Annotated in this window: 1 protein-coding gene (only partly in view); it reads right to left on the bottom strand. The window is 71.7% G+C overall.

What is annotated here, in order from left to right:
• A protein-coding gene (locus C8N24_RS18980; protein WP_121252537.1) for an FG-GAP-like repeat-containing protein crosses the window boundary here: on the bottom strand, positions 1-19,020 show its 5' portion. 12,825 nt of this gene lie to the left of the window's left edge; the window shows 19,020 of its 31,845 coding nt (coding positions 1-19,020); it begins with the start codon at positions 19,018-19,020; the stop codon falls past the left edge of the window.

The raw sequence follows: 19,020 nt of genomic DNA, 5'->3' as shown, positions 1-19,020 counted from the left end.
GATCTTCGACAGGTCCGCGTACAGGCGGCCGCTGACCGAGATGTTGTCGGCCGCGAAGTTGAGCTTGCCGACGATCAGGAACTTGCCGTCGGTCGAGAGCTTGATGATCACCTCGCCGTTGAACACGGCCTGGGAGGTGTAGATCGTGTAGATCTTCGCGCCGCCGGTGATGGTCATCGGCGCCGTGAAGGCGGCGGTGAAGCCGTTGAGGGCCGGGTTCTGCGAGATCGCCTTGGCCTGCGCCGCGACCTGCTTCTGCAGCCCGGCCATCCACTCGTCCGCGGACTGCGCGGTGGGCAGCTGGAAGGCGCTGTTGCGCAGCGCGAACGGGTCGTCGATCGACGGCAGCGTCTTGAAGAACTCGACGCCGCCGGAGAAGTCGTTGATCGTCAGGCCGGTCGTCGGCTCGAGCAGGATGCCGCCCGGGACCTCGACGTTGATGAACGCCGACAGCGGGCCGAGCTCGGACAGGCCGACGCGGATCGTGAAGCCCGCCATGCCGGCCATCGAGAAGCCGCCCTGGAGGCCGAGGTAGAAGACGCGCTGCGCGACCGGCGTCGTCTCGTCGAACGTCCCGATGATGTTGAAGGCGCTGTCCAGGCGCAGGATGCCGCCGACGATGCCGGCGTCGATCTCGCCGCCGAACATCGAGCCCTTGACGGTCACGCCGAGCGAGTCGATCCGCGTGATCGGCATCTTGCCCTGCGCGAGCAGCGACGGGTTGATCCGGATGCCCTCGACCGAGCCGGTGAACTGGAGGCCGGAGACGCCCTTGATCGCGGTGATCGATGCGGACAGGATCAGCTCGAAGTTGCCCGGGTCGGTCTCGATGTCGCCGATCCAGCGGATGCCGATCGACTCGATCTTGATCGGCAGGAACGACGGCCACTGGAAGCCTTCGCCGGTCGCGCCGCCGATGCTCAGGTAGACGCCGAAGCCGGTCTTGGTCTTGAACGACCCGTCGCCCATGAAGGCGAAGTTGCGGCCTTCGCCGCCCAGCTCGAGCGACCCGATCTTGACCTTGGCGCCGACCGCGCCGAAGCTCACCAGCTCCTGGTCGGCCTCCGCGCCCGTGTTGAGCATGAAGTCGCGCGCGGTCAGCGTCACGAACGTGGAGATGTTGATCTCGAGCGTGTCGATCTTGACCTTGAAGGCGTCGACCTTGCCGGCCGTGAAGGTCAGCTCCAGGCGCAGCGCCTCGTCGTTCATCGTCCCGTTCGGGTTGCGGTCGTCGCTCGTCAGGCGGTCGCTGATCGTCGCGTTGATCGGCTTGCCGGGGAAGAACTTCGCGCCGCCGGAGGCGAAGAAGATCGTGCCGCTGAACGGCTGCGCGCCCTTGGAGAAGTCGATGCTGAAGTCCTTGATGCCGATCCGCAGGTCGACGAACTCGAGGATGCCGTCGAGACCGACCGGGCGCGTCGCGACGAGCGCGTTCGGGTCCGTCGGGGGAGGCGCGTTCGGGTTCACCGGCTGGCCGCCGTACTTGAGCTCGGCCTCCCCGAGCGAGAAGCCGGTGTCGCGCACGACCAGGCCGGGCTTGCCGTTCGACGGCCGGATCGAGCCGGTCACGCCGAAGCGCGGGAAGCTGATCACGGCTTCCTGCAGCGACAGGATCTGCTGGCCCTTGGCCGCCTTCGGGTCGTAGGTCACGTCCAGCCCGGAGCCGGTGATCGTGACCACGTCGGGCACGATCGCCTCGAACTGGGCGACGCGGAAGCTGAACTTGCCGGGGACGTCGAAGCGGACGTTGCCGCTGAGCAGGCCGAACGCGTCGACGCCGAGGTCGAACGTGCCGAGGATGCCGATCAGCTCGACGCTCACGCCCGTGCTCGACTGGCTCGGCGCGCCCGCCGTGCCGGCGCCGCCGAACGCCATCGTCGCGCGCTCGACGCCGATCGCGACCGTGAGGATGAGCAGGCCGTCGGGGCTGAAGCCGATGTCGGCGATGCCGATCGTCGGGTTCTGCAGCACGAGCGGGCCGAGCGTGATGTTCGTCGTCGCGGGGCGCGCGCCCGGGGCGCTCGCCGACAGCGTGAACGTCGAGCGCAGGCCGACCTCGTTGGTGATCCGGGTCGCGCCGTCCTGGACCGCGAAGCCGTCGGTCGGGCCGCTGAAGAACTCCACGTTGACCGTTCCGGCCTGGAACAGGTTCGTGAGGTTCTTGGTGTCCTTGTCCTTGAGGTAGTAGCGGACCGTGATCGTGGTCGCGTTCGCCTGGACGCCGCCGATCACCTGGTAGCCCGCGATCACCGGACGGCCGAGCGCGTCGAGCTGGACGTCGGCGAGGCCGGTGCCGGTGAGCTTGAACGGGACGCTGGTGAGCGTCGACAGCACGAGCGCCTTGCCGTCGAGGCTGCGGTACGTGATGTCGATCGAGCGGCGGGCGTTGAAGTCCAGCGCGGTCAGCTGCTCGCCGTTGGCCGGGCTCGCGAGCTCGGCGATCGGGCGCGAGACGCCGCCGGCGCCGCTCAGCACGAACTGCTCGGTCGCGTTCAGGTTGACGTTCGTGCCGGGCGTGCCCGACTTGTCCGAGAAGCTGCCCGCGAGGAAGCGGACCGTGACGAGGCCGGTGCCGAGGTTGCCGGTGAAGGTGTAGCGGTACGTGCTGGCGGTGCCCGGCTGCAGGGTCGGCGTGCCGTTGATCGTCACCGGCGCGACGACGCCGTTGACGAGGATCTCGAACTCCTGGCCCGCGTCGAGGATCGACTCGGTGCGCAGGCCGCTGCCGCTGCGGTCGTTGAAGACGACGTCGATGAAGTTCGTGACCGAGCCGCTCGGGATCACGTCGGCCGTGCGCAGCACCTGGGCGGTCGGCGGCAGGGGCGGCGCGGCCGGTGCCGGCGTCGTGTTGCCGTCGCTCTGCTCGCCCACCTTGAAGCCCGAGACCGAGAAGCTCGTGAGCTTGAGGCCGGTGGCGGCGCCGAGCACGAAGGTCGCGCCGCCGGTGACCGTGAACAGCGCGTCGCCGGAGACGATGATCTTGATGCTCACGCTGGCGATCGTGAAGTCCAGGTCGCCGGTCGGGCGGCGGGTGATGAACGCCGTGCCCGAGATCTCCAGCGTGTTGGCGACCGCGAGCTTGAGGCCGACGAGCTGCAGCGAGAACGTGTTGGCGGCGAGCGTGATCGGCGTCGTCGCCGTGCGCAGCCCCGTGACCGCCGAGGCCGTGGTGTTGATCAGGAACGTCGCCGTGCCGGACACCTGCAGGCCCGGCAGGCCGAGCAGCGCGACGGTGCCGGTCGCCCACAGCGCGTACATGCCGGTGCCCGGCAGACGGCGGTAGGAGATCGTCGCGTTCGTGATCAGGATGCCGATCGCGCTCGGATCGCTCGACGGGCCGCGGCCGACGAAGATCTCGAGGCCGGTGCCGAAGAACTCGTCGCCGGAGAGGCGGAAGTCGCCGCGGATCTCGAGCAGCCCGCCCAGGTCGATGTCGAGGTCCTGGATCAGGAACTCGAAGTTGCCGGACGCGTTGATCGTGATCTCGGTGCCGTTGACGTTGATCGTCTCTTTGACGGGCGCGCCGGTGGTGTTGATCGACAGGCCGATCGAGGCGCTCGCGCCCGTCGCGCCGACCTTGCCCATGACCGTGCCCGCGATGCCGCCGCCCTGGTACATGATCAGCGCGCCGGCGGCGTTGTTGATGACGTTGCCGCTGCCGGTGAAGTTCAGGTTGGCGACGGCGATCTTCGTGACCTTCAGCCCGGTGCTCTTGCGCGTGGACGTCTCGAAGAAGAAGTCGGCGCGGACCTCGACGCCGCCGATCTTCAGCGCGGTGTCGTAGAGCGCGACGCGCAGGAACGGGCCGGCCGGGAGGACGAGCGGCGTCGTGCCGACGGTCTCGTTGACCGCGAGCGGCAGGCGGTTGATCTCGATGGTCGCCGTCGTCGTGAGCGAGAAGCCGGGCAGGGTGAGTGTCGCCGTGCCGCCGATCTTGCCCGCGATGCCCTGCGGCAGGATCAGCAGCTGACCGGTGCCGCCGGTGACGGACACGCCGTTGCCCGAGCCGGCGTCGCCGATGAAGATCGACACGTCGCGGAACTCGATCTTGACGACCTTCGTGCCCTTGGCGGTCGTGGTCTGCTCGAACGAGAAGCGGCCCGTCAGCGACTGGCCGAACGCCTCGAAGCTCAGCGGCGTCGCGTCACCGGCGGTGACCTTCAGGTAGCGGTTGGACGGGCGCGTGCTGATCGCCAGCGACACGTCGCCGTCGAACTTGAAGTCGGTGCTCAGCGAGCCCGCGAGCGTGAGCTTGGCGTTGTTGATGGCGGCGACGATGCCGTCGTTGAAGATCGTGATCGAGCCGCTGGCGACCGTCACCGTGACCAGCGTCTGCGTGCCGTTGCCGAGCTCGAGCGAGACGTCTGTCAGCGTGATCGAGACCGTCGTCGCGTTCTTGACGAACGTGAAGCTGCCCTTGAGCGTCTGGCCGGCCACCGACAGCTCGACGCCGATGCCTTCGACCGAGAGCTTCTTGGTCGCGACGCGCGTGTCGATGCTCACCTTGAACGCGCCGGAGAAGGTGACGCCGGGCACGTCGAGCGCGACCTTGGCGGCGATCTCGCCGACCATGCCGCCGGCGGCCAGCGTGAAGGTGCCCGAGCCCTCGGAGACGAGCACGAAGTCACGGTCGCCGCTGCCGATCCGGAGGCTGACGTTGGCCAGCGTGACGGTCGTCGTCGTGCCCTGCTTCTCGAAGCTGAAGTCGGCGCTGAGCTTCTGGCCGGCGATCTCGATCGTCAGGCCGGTCAGCGAGGCGCGGATGTACGGACCGGCGGGGAGTTGCAGGCGCTGCGTCTGGCCGCCGATGATGAACGTCTCGTTGACCGCGGCGGCCGTGTTGTTGAGCGCGAAGCCGACGCCGACCGGGCCGGCCTGGATGCCCTCGCCGAGCTTGATGGACGCGGTCGCGCTGAACTCGCCCGCGACGCCCGCCTGGGTCAGCAGGAAGCGGCCGTTGCCGTTCGTGATCGAGATGCCGACGTCGCCGGCGCCCAGGAACAGCGTGACGTTGGACGCGGCGATGCGGATGACCTGGACGTCGTCGGACGTGCCGATCGTCTTGTCGGCGCCGGCGCCGGTGACGCGCTCGAAGGCGAACGTGCCGCCGAGCTGCTGGCCGGCGATCACGATCGGCGCGTTGGCGGCCGTGCCGACCTCCACGCGCAGGCTCGTCGGCGTCAGCTTGACGGCGAAGTCGAGGTCCGGCAGCGTGATCACGTCGGCGGGCAGGCCGGTGAGCGAGACGCGCGCGGCGAACTCGCCGGTCAGGCCGGTCGGCGCGACGACGAACTGCGCCTCGCCCTGCTGGGTCACGGTCAGCTGCACGCTGCTCGGGTCGCCGAGCTGGAGCACGACGCTCTTGAACGAGAGCTTGAGCGTCTTGACCGTGCCGGCGGTCGTCTGCTCGAAGAAGAACGTGCCCGAGAGCGACTGGCCCGCGACCGACAGCGTCAGGTTCTCGCCACCGACCTTGAGCGTCTTGACCGCGGTGGTGGTGTCGATGTCGAGCTTGAAGCCGCCGCCGAGCGTGACGCCCGGGACGTTGAGCGTGATCGACGTGCTGAGCTTGCCCTTGATGCCCGCTGGGGAGAGCGTGAACTCACCCGTGCCGTCGGTGACCTCGAGGACGCCGCCGAGGCTGATGCGGACGTTCGCCGCGGTCAGCTTGGTCGTCGTGCCGGCGCGCTCGAAGCCGAAGTCGCCGGAGAGCGTCTGCCCGGCCGCGGACAGCTCGAGGTTCGTGCCCGCGATCCGCACGAACGGGCCCTTCGGCAGGTTGAGCGCCAGCGTCGTGCCGGCGACGTCGAAGGTCTCGTTCAGCGCCCGCTGCGTCTGGTTGATCGACAGCTGCAGCGTTCCGCGGATGGTCACCGCACCGCCGGTCAGCGCGGACAGGTCCAGCGTGCCGCCGAGCGTGCCGGCGATGCCCTCGGGCAGGACGAGCAGCACACCCTCGCCGCCGCTGAGGATCGGGTCGGCGCCGAACTTGACCGTCAGGCCGGTGAAGCCGAGCGTGAGCCGCTTGACGCCGGTCGCGGACGTGGTCTGCTCGATCGCGACCTTGCCGCTCAGCTCGACGTCCGTGCCGGCGATGGTGAAGGTGACGTCGGCCTCGACGCGGACGAAGCGGCCGGCCGGCAGGCGCGTGCCGTTCGCGAGCACGACCGCCGCGGTGGAGGTGTTGATCGCGAGCTTGAAGGTGCCGGTGAGCGTGATCGGACCGAGGTTGAGGCCGCTCGGCGCCGCGATCGTCAGCTCGCCCGCGAGGCCGCCGGCGCCGATCTGCAGCGCGCCGGAGATGTTCAGCACGAGCGCGCCGTCCAGCAGCGACAGCTGCGCGTCGGACACCTGCAGGCGGATCAGCTGCGTGCCGTCGGCGAGCGTGTTGCGCTCGAAGTCCAGCGTGGCCGTGAGCTTCTGGCCGGCGATGTCGAGCGTGACGCCCGTGCCCGTGATGCGGATGAAGTTCCCGGCCGCGACGTTGAAGGTGACGGTGCCGAGCGTCGTGCCGGCGCCGAACGCCAGCGCGCCCGTCCCCCGGTGCACCAGCGCGCCCGTCGCGCCGCTCGCGACCACGGCGTCCTGGCGGCCGTCGCCGTCCAGGTCGGCGAACCCGACGCCGGTCAGGCCGGTGGTCAGCGCCGCGATCGGGGCGGCGGCGCTGAAGGTCAGCGCGCTGCCGGTGACCGTGCCCTTGAAGAGCGTGGTGCCGGCGACGACGTCGGCGCGGCCGTCGCCGTCCACGTCGGCGACGGTCAGCACGGTCGCGCCGGTCGACGTGGCGACCTCGACCGCGCTGAAGCCGCCGGCCAGGTTCCGGTAGGCGGTCGTCGCGCGCCCCGTGCCGGCGACGATCACGTCGAGGCGGCCGTCGCCGTCGACGTCGCCGAGGCCGATCGCGTCCACGCGGCCGGCGTCGAGCGCAGTGGGCGCCTCGGTCAGCGTGCCGTCGGCGGCGACGTCGAACCGGCGGGCGCCGTCGCCGTTGCCGATCACGAGCTCGAGCCCTTCGTCGGCGTCGAGGTTGCCGAGCGCGACCGCGCGGCCGCCGGCGGAGAGCGCGAGGCCGGCGCTGAAGACGCCGCGGCCGTCGTTGAAGTAGAGGTAGCTCTGATCGCCGGCGGTGCCGGTGATCAGGTCCAGGTCACCGTCGTCGTCGACGTCGCCGAGCGTGACCGAGGTGACGTTGTCGGTCAGCCGGCCGAACGCCACGCCGCCGATGCCGTCGAACGCGTCACCGGTGCCGTCGTTGAGGTGCAGGACCAGGCCGGTGGCGTTCGTGCCGGTGATCAGGTCCTGGCGGCCGTCGCCGTTGACGTCGCCGAGCGCGACCGCGGTGCGCGTGGCGGGCGTGGCGCCGAACTGCAGCGTCGACGTGACCGCCGCGCCGGTGGTGTTGATCACGAGCCGGAGCGCGCCGCTGAGTGAGACGCCCGGGATGTTGACCGCGACCGTGCCGCCGATGTCGCCGGCGAGCCCGGCGGCGTTGATGACGAAGACGCCCGCGCCGCCGCTGAGCGTGACGAAGCTCGTGGTGCCGTCGCCGAACGCGGCGTTGACGTTGGTCACCAGCACGCGGACGACGTTCGTGGCGCCGACCTTGGCCGACTCGAACGCGAACGACGCCGTGATCCGCTGGCCGGCGAAGGCGAGCTCGACGTTGTCGCCCGACACGCGCAGGTACGGCCCCGCGGGCAGCGCCAGCGACACCGTCTGGCCGCCGGCCGTGACCTGCTCGCTGACGGCGGCGCCGGTGGTGTTGATGGCGACGCCGAACGTGCCGCTGAACTTGACGGCGTCACCGGGGACGATCACCTGGACGGTGCCGCTCACGCGGCCCGCCATGCCGGCCGGGCGGACGACGAACAGCGCCGTGCCCTGCGTGACCTTCACGCCGGCGGTGGCCGTTCCGAGCGTGAGCTCGACGCCGGTCGCGGTGATCCGGACGAGCTTCGCGGGCGTCGCGCCGGCGGCGGCGGGCGCGGTGTACTGCTCGAACAGGAACGTGCCGCTCAGCGACTGGCCGAACAGCGTCAGCGCCAGCGTGGCCTCGACGAGCACCGAGCGCGGCGCGATGTCCAGCGTCGTCGCGCCCGTGGTGTTGACCGCGACCTTGACCGCGGCGCTCGCCGGCGCGCTGACGCCCGGGATGTTGAGCACGAGCGTGCCGTCGATCTTCGCGGCGATGCCGGCCGCGGTGCTGTTGAGCGTGCCGTTGAGGCCCTCGACCTTCACCACCCCGCCGTCGCCCAGCGACAGCGAGCCGTTGGCGATGCCGATCGTCATGTCGCCCTTGGTCGCGCCGGCCGCCGTCGCGTTCGCGAACGAGAAGTCGCCGTGCAGCGTCATGCCGGAGAAGGCGACGTCGAGCGTGCCCTTCACGACGAGCGTCTGGCCGGCCAGCACGGTCTTGGTGCCGTTGCCGGGAACCGCGAACGTCTGGTCGGCGCCCGTCGTGTTGTAGAGCACCTCGACCGACTGCGCGGAGAGGGTCACGCCCGGGATGCCGACGAGCTGCAGGTTGCCCTTGGCGTAGACGGCGAACGTGGTGCCGATCTTCTTGACCACGAACACCGCGCCCTGCAGGTACAGGCCGCGAGCGTTCGGGTTCAGCGCGCCGTCGACCAGGCCGGGGCCCTGGCCGATGAAGACGTTGACGTCGGTCCCGGTCGAGAGGCCCGTGCCGTCGTCGGTGATCGTGCCGAAGAGCTCGAGGAAGTCGCCGAAGCGCGCCGAGGCGGCGACCGAGAAGGCGACGAACGGCTTGGTGGTCGCGATCTCCCCCGGACCGAACTTGATCGCGATGACGATCCCGCCGACCTCGATCGCCTCGTCGACCGTCTTCGTCGTCGTGTTCATCCGCACGGCCGCGCTGGCGCCGAGCTCGAAGCCACCGGCGGCGACCTCGGCCTCGCCGGAGAACTGGCCGGCGATGCCGTCGGGCGTGAGCAGGAACGCGCCGTTGCCGTTCTTAATCTTCACGCCGCCGTTGTCGGAGCCGAGGTTGACGCTGACCTTGGCGAACGCGAGCCGCGTCGTCTTCACCGGCGTGTTGGCGACGAGCCGGACGCCCGCGGCCGTCGCGACGAGCACGTCGACGTCGCGGTCGGTGTCGACGTTGATGGCGAGCACACCGGTGCCGGCCGTGGCGTCGATCGCCGCCGCGTCCTTGAAGCCGCCGGCCGTCCCCTTGTTGACGAGCAGGAGCGTGCCCGTGGCGGTGCTCGCCAGCAGGTCCGCGAAGCCGTCGCCGTCGACGTCGGCGGTGGCCAGCCCGGTGGCGGCGGTCGCGGTGAGCGCGACGCCGGCGGCGAACGTGAGCGCCGCGTCGGTGCGGGTGTTGGTGAAGAGCGTGACGCCGGCCGTGCCACCGAGCACGAGGTCGAGCTTGCGGTCGCCGTCGGCGTCGACCAGCAGGACCGAGGTCGCGCCGGTGACGGCGAGCGCCGGGCCGGCGGTGAAGGTGGGCGTGTCGTTGCCGTCGTTGACGAAGATGCGCGGGGCCTCGCCGGTCACGGTCACGACGATGTCCAGGGCACGGTCGCCGTCGAGGTCGCCGAGCGCCACCCCGCGGACGTCGGCGGTCAGCAGGTTCGTGCCGGAGCCGAAGGTGCCGTCGCCCGCGCCGTAGACGACCTGCGTGGTGCCGGCGGACGCGCCGAGCACGAGGTCGGCGTTGCCGTCGCCGTTGACGTCGCCGACGGCGAGCGACGTCGCGTTGGGCGTCGTGAACGTCGCCTTGGCCGTCGTGTCGAAGCCGAGCCAGGCCGCGCCGGTGCCGCCGAGGTTCAGGTGCACGCGCGAGGTGCCGGCGTTGACCACGATCAGGTCGAGGCGGTTGTCGTTGTTGACGTCGGCGAGCGCGATCGCGCGGGCGGTCTCGCTGAACGCCGGCATGCGCGCGGCGGGCGCGGCGGTGTAGCCGCCGGAGCCGGTGTTGAGGTACAGCAGGTCGACGCCGCTCGTGCCGTTGACGAGGTCGAGGTCGCCGTCGCCGTCCACGTCGCCGCTCGCCAGGATCGGCGCGGCGGAGGCGGTGACGAGCGAGACGCCGCCGGCGAACCCGCTGCGCGAGGACTGGTCGAACAGGACGCTGCCGCTGACCGAGATCGCCGAGCCGATCGCAAGCGTCGCGTCCGTCACGTTCACCCGCACGAACGGGCCGGCCGGCAGGCCGGTCGCGGCGTTGGCGGTCGTCGCGGTGTTGATCTGCAGGAAGATCTCGGTCGCCGTGATCGTCAGGCCGGCGGGCAGCGCGAACGTGCCGGCGACGACGTTCTGGAGCTTCAGCGACGCGGCGACGCCCGCGGGCGTGATCTGCAGCGTGCCGCTGAGGTGGTTGGCGGCCGTGATGTTCACGAACGTCCCGAGCTGCAGCGTCGCGTCGGTGACGCTGACGAGCACGCCCGCGGCGTTCTTCTCGATCACGATCTTGGCCGCGCCGAGCGTCTGGCCGGCGATCTTCAGCTGCGCGCCGGTGGTCTCGACCTTGAACGTCGGCGTCGTGGTCGTGGTGTCGAAGTCGACCTTGAAGTCGCCGGTGAAGGCGACGTTCGGGATGTCGACGACGAGCTTGGCGTCGAAGGACCCGGTGACGCCGCCCTTGCCGCCCGCGGCGGTCTTGATCGTCAGCGCGCCGGACGTGATCGTGACCGCGACCAGGCGCGTGCCGCCCGCGCTGAGCGCGATCTCGGCGTTCGTGATCTCGAGCTTGGTCGCGTCGGCGTCCTTCGAGAACACGAAGTCGCCGACGATCGAGACGCCCGCGAGCGCGATCGTCACGCCGGTGCCGCTGACCGCGAACGTCCGCGTGGCGGCGATCTGCAGGCGGGTCTCGAAGCCGTTGAGCGTGAACGTCTCGTCGACGTTGGCGTTCGTCGTGTTCAGCTCCAGGCCGAGCGTGCCCTGGAGCGTGACGCCGGGCACGTTCTGCAGCGCCACCGTGCCCTGGACGCGGCCCGCGACGCCCGTGCTCAGGATCAGCCAGTTGCCGCTGCCGTTGGTCAGCGTCAGCAGGTCCTGCTTGCCGTCGCCGAGCGCGAGGTTGACGTTCGCCAGCGCGAGCTTGACCGCCGGGCCCTTCGCCGTCGTCAGCTGCTCGACGGAGACGTCGGCGGTCAGGCGCTGACCCGCGACGCGGACGGTGACGCCGACCGCATCGACCTTCAGGTACGGCGCGGCGGTGTCGATCTTCAGCGCGAAGCGGCCGCCGAGCTGGACGTCGCCGGCGGTGACGGCGAGGCTCGCGCTCAGCGTGCCGGCGACGCGGCCGGTGGCGATCGCGAGGTTGCCGTTGATCGCCTCGACCTTGACCGTGCCGCCCGCGAGGTTGATCACGCCGTCCGTGACGGTGAGCTTGAGGTCCGTGCCGGCCCGCTCGACGACGACGCGGGCCGCGCTCAGCTCCTGCCCGACCACGGTCAGCTTCGCGCCGGAGACCTCGACGCGCAGGTACGCGGGATCGATCGTGAGCGCGACGGTGCCGGTGAGGCTGACGTTCGGGACGTTGAGCGCGAGCGTCGCGGCGAGCGAGCCCTTGATGCCGGCGGCGGTGATCTCCAGCGTCGCCGTCCCCACCTGCGTGACCGTCAGGACCGAGCCGCCGAAGCGCGCGACGACCTTCTCGGCCGTGATCGTCGTGACGCCGCCGGAGCTCGTCACGCTGAAGTCGCCGCCGAGCTCCTGGCCGAGGATCGTGAGCTTCACGCCGGTGCCGGCGACGCGGAAGAACGTGCCGGTCGGCAGCGTCAGCGCGACCGGCGCGCCGCCGACCTCGATCGTCTCGTCGACCGGCGCGAGGGTCGTGTTGACCTGGATTCGCAGCGTGCCGGCGAGCGTGACGTTCGGGACGTTGAGGGCGATCGTGCCGCCGAAGTCACCCGCGAGGCCGGCGGGCTTGACGATCAGCGTGCCGGACGCGTTGGTGACGGTCAGCACGCCGCCGCCGAGCGACAGGTTCACGTTCGCGAGCGCGAGCCGCAGGACCTTGCCGTCGGCGCCTGAGCCCGTGCCGCCGGGCACGCCGTCGGCGCCGTAGGTGGTGATCGACTCGAAGGCGAAGTCGCCGGACAGCTCCTGGCCGAGCAGCGTGAGCTTGACCTGCGTGCCCGCGATCCGCACGTACGGGCCGCCGACCAGGTTCAGCGCGACGTTCTCCCTCGCGACCGTCAGCGTCTCGTTGACGGCGGCGTGACCGGTGTTGATCGCCAGCGCGAACGTGCCGGTGAAGGACGCGTCCCCGGGGAGCGAGAGCGCGATCGTGCCCTGCAGCGTGCCCGCGAGGCCGGCGCTGGTGATCAGCAGCGCGCCCGCGCCGCTGGTCAGCGACGCACCCGCGCCGGCGCCGCCGACCGAGAAGCTGACGTTGCGCGCGGCGATCGCCGTGACCGCGGTGCCGTCCGCGAGCGTGGCGCGCTCGAAGGAGAAGTCGCCGGTCAGCTCCTGGCCGGCGAGCTTCAGCTTGACGCCGGTGCCCTCGAAGCGGATGTACGGGCCGGCCGGCAGGCCGTCGCGCGCCGCGGTCGAGGTGTTGACGGCGAGGCCGATGCCGGCGTCGAACTCGAAGCCTGCGGCCGCGAAGGCCAGCTTGCCGGTGAAGCGGCCGGCGACGCCCGAGGCGCCCGCGGACAGCGTGCCGCCGGCCTCCGTGAGGCTGACCGGGCCGACGCTCACGGCGACGTTGGCGGCCGTGATCGTCACGTCGCCGTTGGCCTGCGAGGCGAACTCGAAGTCGCCGCCGATCGACTGGCCGAGGATCGCCAGCGTGCCGCCGGTGACCTTCAGCGACTTCGCGCCGGCGGCCACGTTCACGCGCACGCCCGGCTGCGTGGAGCCCGGGATCTCGATCGTCTGGTCGACCGCCGCGCCGGTGTCGTTGTAGAGCAACGTGACCGTGCCGGTGAGCGTCACGCCGTTCAGGCCGATCAGCGAGACGGTGCCGGTCGCGTAGACCGCGTACGTCGTGCCGACCTTGATCAGGCCGACGCGCGCGCCGGTCATCAGGACGCCGACGGCCAGCGGGTTCGTCTCGCCGTTGGCCATCTTGGCCGGGCCGCGGCCGAGGAAGATCGTCAGGCCGTCGCCGGCGAACACGCCGCCCGAGATGGCGACGTCGCCCTCGATCGTCACGAAGTCGCCGATGTTCAGGCTCAGGCCGGAGACCGAGATCGCGAACGCGTTCTTCTCCTGCTCGCCGAACTTGATCGCGATCGCGCGGTTGCCGAGCGTCAGGACCTCGTCGAGCGCCATGCCGGTGGTGTTCACGCGCAGGAGCGCGCGGCCGCCCGCGCTGACCGGGCCGACGGCGGCGCTCAGCGTGCCGCTCGCCTGGCCGGCGATGCCGGCGTTCGTGACGAGGAACGCGCCCTCGCCGTCGGCGAGCGTGACGCCCGCGACCACGGCGCTGACGTTGGCCGCGGCGATCCGCGTCTGGCCGTTGCCCTGGTCGAACAGGAAGTCACCGGCGAGCGTGTTGCCGCCGAGCGTGAGCTGCGCGCCGATCGCCTTGACCGTGACGGTCGGGCCGGCGGGGAGGTCGAGCAGGGCGGCCGTCGAGGTGTTGACGGCGATCGAGACCGTGCTCGCCGTGAGCTGGATGCCCGGGAGCGCGAAGGTGAACTTGGCGACCGCGAGGCGCCCCGCGACGCCGCTCTTGCCGAAGACGAGCGTGCCACTCGCGTCCTCGATGTCGACGAACGTGCCGAGCTTGAGCAGCGACGGCAGCGTCGCGTCGTTGGTGATCGTGACCTTGACCTGATCGGCGGTCGACTCGATCGCGAAGTCCGCGGTGAGCGTCGTGCCGGCGATCGTGAGCGTCGTCCCCGTGCCGGCGACGGTGACCGCGCCGGGGGCGAACGTCGCCGTCAGCTGGCCGCCGAAGCTCACGCCCGGAAGCGTGGTCGTGACCGTGCCGCTGAACGCGCCCGTGACCGCGGTGCCGATCTTCAGGTTCGCCGCGCCATTGGCGACGGTGACCAGGCCGCCACCGAGGCTGAGCGACGCGTTGGTCACGTCGAGCTCGATGTCCGCGCCGTCCTTGGTGAACGTGATGTCGCCGCTGAGCTTCTGGCCGGCGACCTCGAGCGTGCCGCCCGTGACCGCGAGGCGGACGAAGCCGGTCGCCGTGTCCAGCTCGGCGCGGACCGCGCCGGTGAGCGTGACGCCCGGGACCGTGAGGGCGAACGTGCCGTTCAGCGAGCCCGCGACCTTGCCGGCGGCGACCGTGAGGGTGCCCGCGCCGCGGGTGAGGCTCGCGACCGTGCCGAGCACGAGCGAGACGTTCGTCGCCGCGATCTGGACCTCGTCGAGCGTGCGCGTGATCGCGAGGTCGGCGGTCAGCGACTGGCCGGCGACGGTGAAGCCCGCGCCCTTGGCCTCGACCTTGAGGAAGCCCGGCGCGACGTTCAGCTCGACGCTCGTGAGCGTCAGCGCGTCGATGGCGATCGTGTCGACGGTGGCGGCGAGGCGGCCCGTGACGCCGGACGCGTCGATGGTGAGCTCGCCGTTGATCGCCTTCAGGGTGATCGCGCCCGCGAGCGCGAGGGTCGCGTCGGCGACGGTGAGATGCGTGACCCCGGCGCTGTGCTCGAACGAGAAGTCGCCCGTTAGCGTGTTGCCGAGGATGTCGAGCGTGACGTCCGTGGCGCTGATCGCGACGGAGGTCGGGTCGACCTCGAGGCGGAAGGTGGCGGTGGTGGAGACGCCCGGGAGGTTGAGGGCGAGCGTGCCGCCGAGGTCGGCCGTGAGGCCGTTGGCGCCGATGCCGATCGAGCCGGTGCCGTTGCTGAAGCTGACCGGCGCCGGGGGTCCGCGCGCGCTCGTGGACTTGTCCGCGCCGCCGAAGCTCGTCTCGACGTTGCTCGCGGAGATCTGCAGGCCGTTGCCGTCCTTCGCGAAGGTGAAGTCGCCCGTGAGCGAGGCGCCGAGCACGTCGACGCGCGCGCCGGTCGCGGTCAGGCTCGCGTAGGGCGCGGTGCCGTTGAGCTTCTCGGTCTCGGAGAACTTGACGATCACGTCGTTGCTCGTGCCCTCGACCCGCAGCGTCTCGTCGATCGCGCGGTTGAAGCTGTTCACGCGGACGTGGACCTGGCCGGACAGGCCGACGCCCTGCCCGCCGCCGATGCCGACCAGTGCCACGAGGCCCTTGGCGTCCAGCGCCCATTCGCCGTCGGCCCCCTTGATCAGGCCGACCGTGGCGTTGGTGATCAGCAGGCCGCGCGCGAGCGGGTTCGTCTCGCCGTTGGCGAGCGTCAGCGGACCCTCGCCGAAGAACAGCGTGAGGCCGGTGCCGGCGAACGTCTCGACCGCGATGCTCGTCCCGGTCAACGTGCCGGTCTTCAGCGTGCCCGCGCCCTTGAGGACGACGACGCCGGCGATGTTGAGCTCCAGGTCCGAGACCGACAGCGAGTACGTCTTGCCCTCACCGGCACCGAAGGACACGGTCAGCTGGCGGCCGCCGACCTCGACCGTCTCGTCGACGGCGGCGTTGGTCGTGTTCACCCGGAAGAGCGCGCGGGCGTCGAGCGTGACGCCCGGGATGGCGATCGCGGCCTTGCCGGTGAAGTAGCCGGCGATGCCGGTGCCGAACAGGACGAGGACGCCCTCGCCCTCCTTGAGCTGCTCGGTCGCGCCCGCCTTCACCGACACGCCCGAGAGCGCGACGAGCGTGCGCGTGCCCTGGCGCTCGTAGAAGAACGAGCCGCTGAGCGTGCCCTCGCTGAGGGTCGCGGTGAGCGTGCCCTTCGCGCGGCGCAGGTTGGCCGCCGTGTCGATCTCGAGGCTCGCGTCGCTGAGCGTGACCGCGAAGCCGCTCACGCCGTTGAGCGCGGCGGACGCCAGCGTGCCGGTGACCTGCAGGTCGGCGCCGCGCTTGACGAGCGCGAGCGTGCCGGACGCGGTCAGGTTCGGGCCGGTGGCGGCGCCGATCCGGAACTGCGTGAGCGTGAGGGCCAGGTCGGTCGCGTCGGCCGTGACCGTGAGCGTGAACGAACCGGCGGCCTCGGCGAAGTCGGCGATCTTGAAGGTCGTGAGCGTGCCGCTCACCTGCTTGATCGCGGACGTCGTGCCGGGGTCGGCCGCGGTGCCGGTGAAGTCGCCGCCCGTGTTGAGCTTGAGCGCGCCGCCGCTGAGCGTGGCGGTCACGGCGCCCGGGAGCGCGAGCTCGCCGGACAGGTTGCTCGCGACCGCGGCGACCTGGCCGTTGCGGTGCGCGAAGGCGATCGTGCCGGACGTGAGCGTGAGCGCGCCGCCGAGGCTGACGTTCGTGGCGGTCAGCGAGAACGTCGTGAGGTCGCCCTCGACCGCGGCGGCGAACGACGCCGAGCCGCTGACGAGGCCCGCGAGGTCGAGCTGGTCGAGCGTGCCGCTCAGCTTCAGCGCGCCGGTGCCGGGGTCGACGACCTGGCCGCCGACCTCGATCGCGAGCGCGGCCCAGTCGGCAGCGGTCGGGCCGGTGTTGATGCCGACGGCCACACCGGACAGCTGCGCGCTCGCGAGCGTGCCGACGGTGAAGCTGCCGCTCAGGTTCTCCAGCTCGCCCGCGTACCAGCGGCGCGCGCCGGCCTCGATCATCGCGACGCGGGCGGTGCCGCTGCGCAGGGTGAAGCCGTCGAAGCTGATCAGGTCGCTCGGGAGCGTGATCGCGAAGGCGGTGATCGTGCCGGTCTCGGCGGTGCCGTCGCCGTCGACGTCCGCGTTGAGCGCCTTGCGCACGTACGCGAGGTTGTCGAAGCTGATGTCGAGGTCGCCGCCGAACAGGTCGGTCGAGTCCAGCTTGAGCGCGCCGCCGAGGAGGCGGACGCCGTTGAGCTGCATGTCGAGCGGCAGCTTGGAGGTGAGGCTGCTCGTCAGGGCCGGCGCGCCGAACAGCGCGGTCGGGTTGGCGAGGGCCGCCTGCAGCTCCGCGACCGTGAGCGTGTCGTCGGTGAGCGTGAGCTTCGCGAGGGCGGAGAGCTGGATGCTCCCGCTCGCGACGGTCGCGTCGAGCGGGCCGAGCTTCGCGGTCGCGCTGAGGTTGTTGACGCTGACGGTCCCGCCGAGCTCGAGCTTCGTGATCTTCAGGAAGAAGCGGTCGGCCGCGGGGACGCCGTCCTCGAGCCGGATGCCGATCGTGTAGTCGAGCGCGATCGTGCCGGTGACCGTGGCGTTGCCGGTCAGCGACAGGCCGAGGTCGTTCGTGCCGAGGCTCAGCGGCAGCTCCGTGCTGCGCGAGCCGCGGTGCGTGATCTGCAGCGCGATCTGAGTCGGGTCCGTGACGGGCGTGACCGCCGGGTTGTCGATCCGGCCGAGCAGCAGCGCCGCGATCTCGTCCAGCCGCGGCGCGGGGTGTGACGCGATGTACTGCTGGATGAGCGTGTACGTGGCCTGCAGGCCGTCGACGAAGTTCGTGAACGTGCCGACGCTCTCGCCGATGAGCGGCAGGTCCGTCGCCAGGCCCGCGTACTCCTTGAGCACGCCGAGCGTCTGGATGACCTGGCCGAGGCCGGCGAGGAGCTGGTTGAAGTCGTCCACCGTCGGAGGCCCGCGCGCGGCGTTGGCCTGGATCGGCTTCGACGCGAGCTGCGCGTCGAACGGCGACGGCTCGCCGGACGCGATCGTCGCGGGCGGCTCGGGCGTGCCCGCCGCGGAGCTGAGCTTGCTCGCGATCTGCTGGCCGCCCGTGGGCGCGACCAGCGGCAGCGCGACGTCGCCCTCGGGGGCGGCCGGTGGCGCGGGCGTGATGACCGGCTGGTCGGGCGCGACGAGGTCGGCGCTGACCGCGGTCGGCGTCTCGAGGCCGTCCACCGTGATCGGCGCGATCGGCGCGGGCGCGGCGTCCGTCGTGAAGTCCGGCGCCGGCAGGTCTGCGGCGGTCGACAGCGTGTCCGCGCCGACGGCCAGCAACTCGGGCGCGACCGGCGGGATGACCACGACGGGCGGCGGCAGGTAGACGACCGGCGCCGGAGCCGGCGCGGCGATGTACGGCGCGGGCGCCGGAGCGGCGATCACCGCGGCGGGCGCGGGAGCGGAGATGGTCTTCGCAGGTGCCGGGTTCGACGCCTGGGCGGCCTCGCCGATCCCCTGCGCGGCGGGGGCGGGAGCAGCCGCGGCCGGTGCAGGCGCGGGGGCGGCGGGCGCTGCCTCAGCGGAGCCGGCGGCGGGCGCAGCCTCAGTGGAGGCGGCGGCGGGCGCGGCTTCAGCGGGCGCGGGGGCGGCCGGCGCAGGCGCCGCGGCAGGCGCGGCCTCGGCCGGAGCGACCTCGGCGGCGGGCGCCGCGACGGCGGGCGCAGGCGCGGCGGCGGACGGGGCCGGCTCACTCGCGGCGGCCGCGGCGGCAGCCACGAGCGCCGTGGTCTCCGCTGCGGCGGCCGACGACGCCGCCTTGCTCGCGGCGGGGCCCGAAGGAGCGGCTGCCGCGGGCGAGGACGCCTCGTCCCTCGCCGCCGCATCCGATGGCACGGCCGGCGCCTGGGCGGCGGCCGCGACGGGGGTGACCGGGGCGGGCGTCGGGGCCGGCGCGGTCGCGGCCTGCTCCAGGAGCTGCTGGGTCTCGCTGAGCGAGACGGCGGGCTGCGGGGTGGCCTCGGCGAGCGGGTCCGGCGCGGACTGGCGGTGGCCGCTGGTGACCGTGTCGCTGGACATGGTCGGCATCGGGCTCGTCTCGTCGACGTCCGTCAGCGGCGCTTCGTCCTCATCCGAGTCGGCCTTCGCGGGCGGCTCGACGGCGTAGGTGTCCTTGTCGACGACCGGCTGCTCGGCGGACGCCGGCGCCTGGGTCTGCTCCTGCGCGGGCGCCGCCTGCTGAGCGGCGGGCGCCGGCTCGGTGCGCTGCGGGGCCGGCTCGGCCGGCGTCTGCGGCGCCTCGGCCTCGGCGACCTTCGGCTCGTCCTTCGACGACTTCTTCTGCTCGTCGGAAGGATTCGGTTTAGGCGCCTCGTACTGAGGGAACGTCAGCTGCGGGCTGACGACGCCGGGAAGCGGCGGGTCGGCCTGGTCACCCGGGGCGGCCTGGGCGATCGGCGTGACATAGAGCAGCACCAT

Source organism: Solirubrobacter pauli (assembly GCF_003633755.1).
Lineage (GTDB): Bacteria > Actinomycetota > Thermoleophilia > Solirubrobacterales > Solirubrobacteraceae > Solirubrobacter > Solirubrobacter pauli.
The sequence above is the reverse complement of the archived record's forward strand: the minus strand, read 5'-3'. Positions and strand labels throughout refer to the sequence as shown.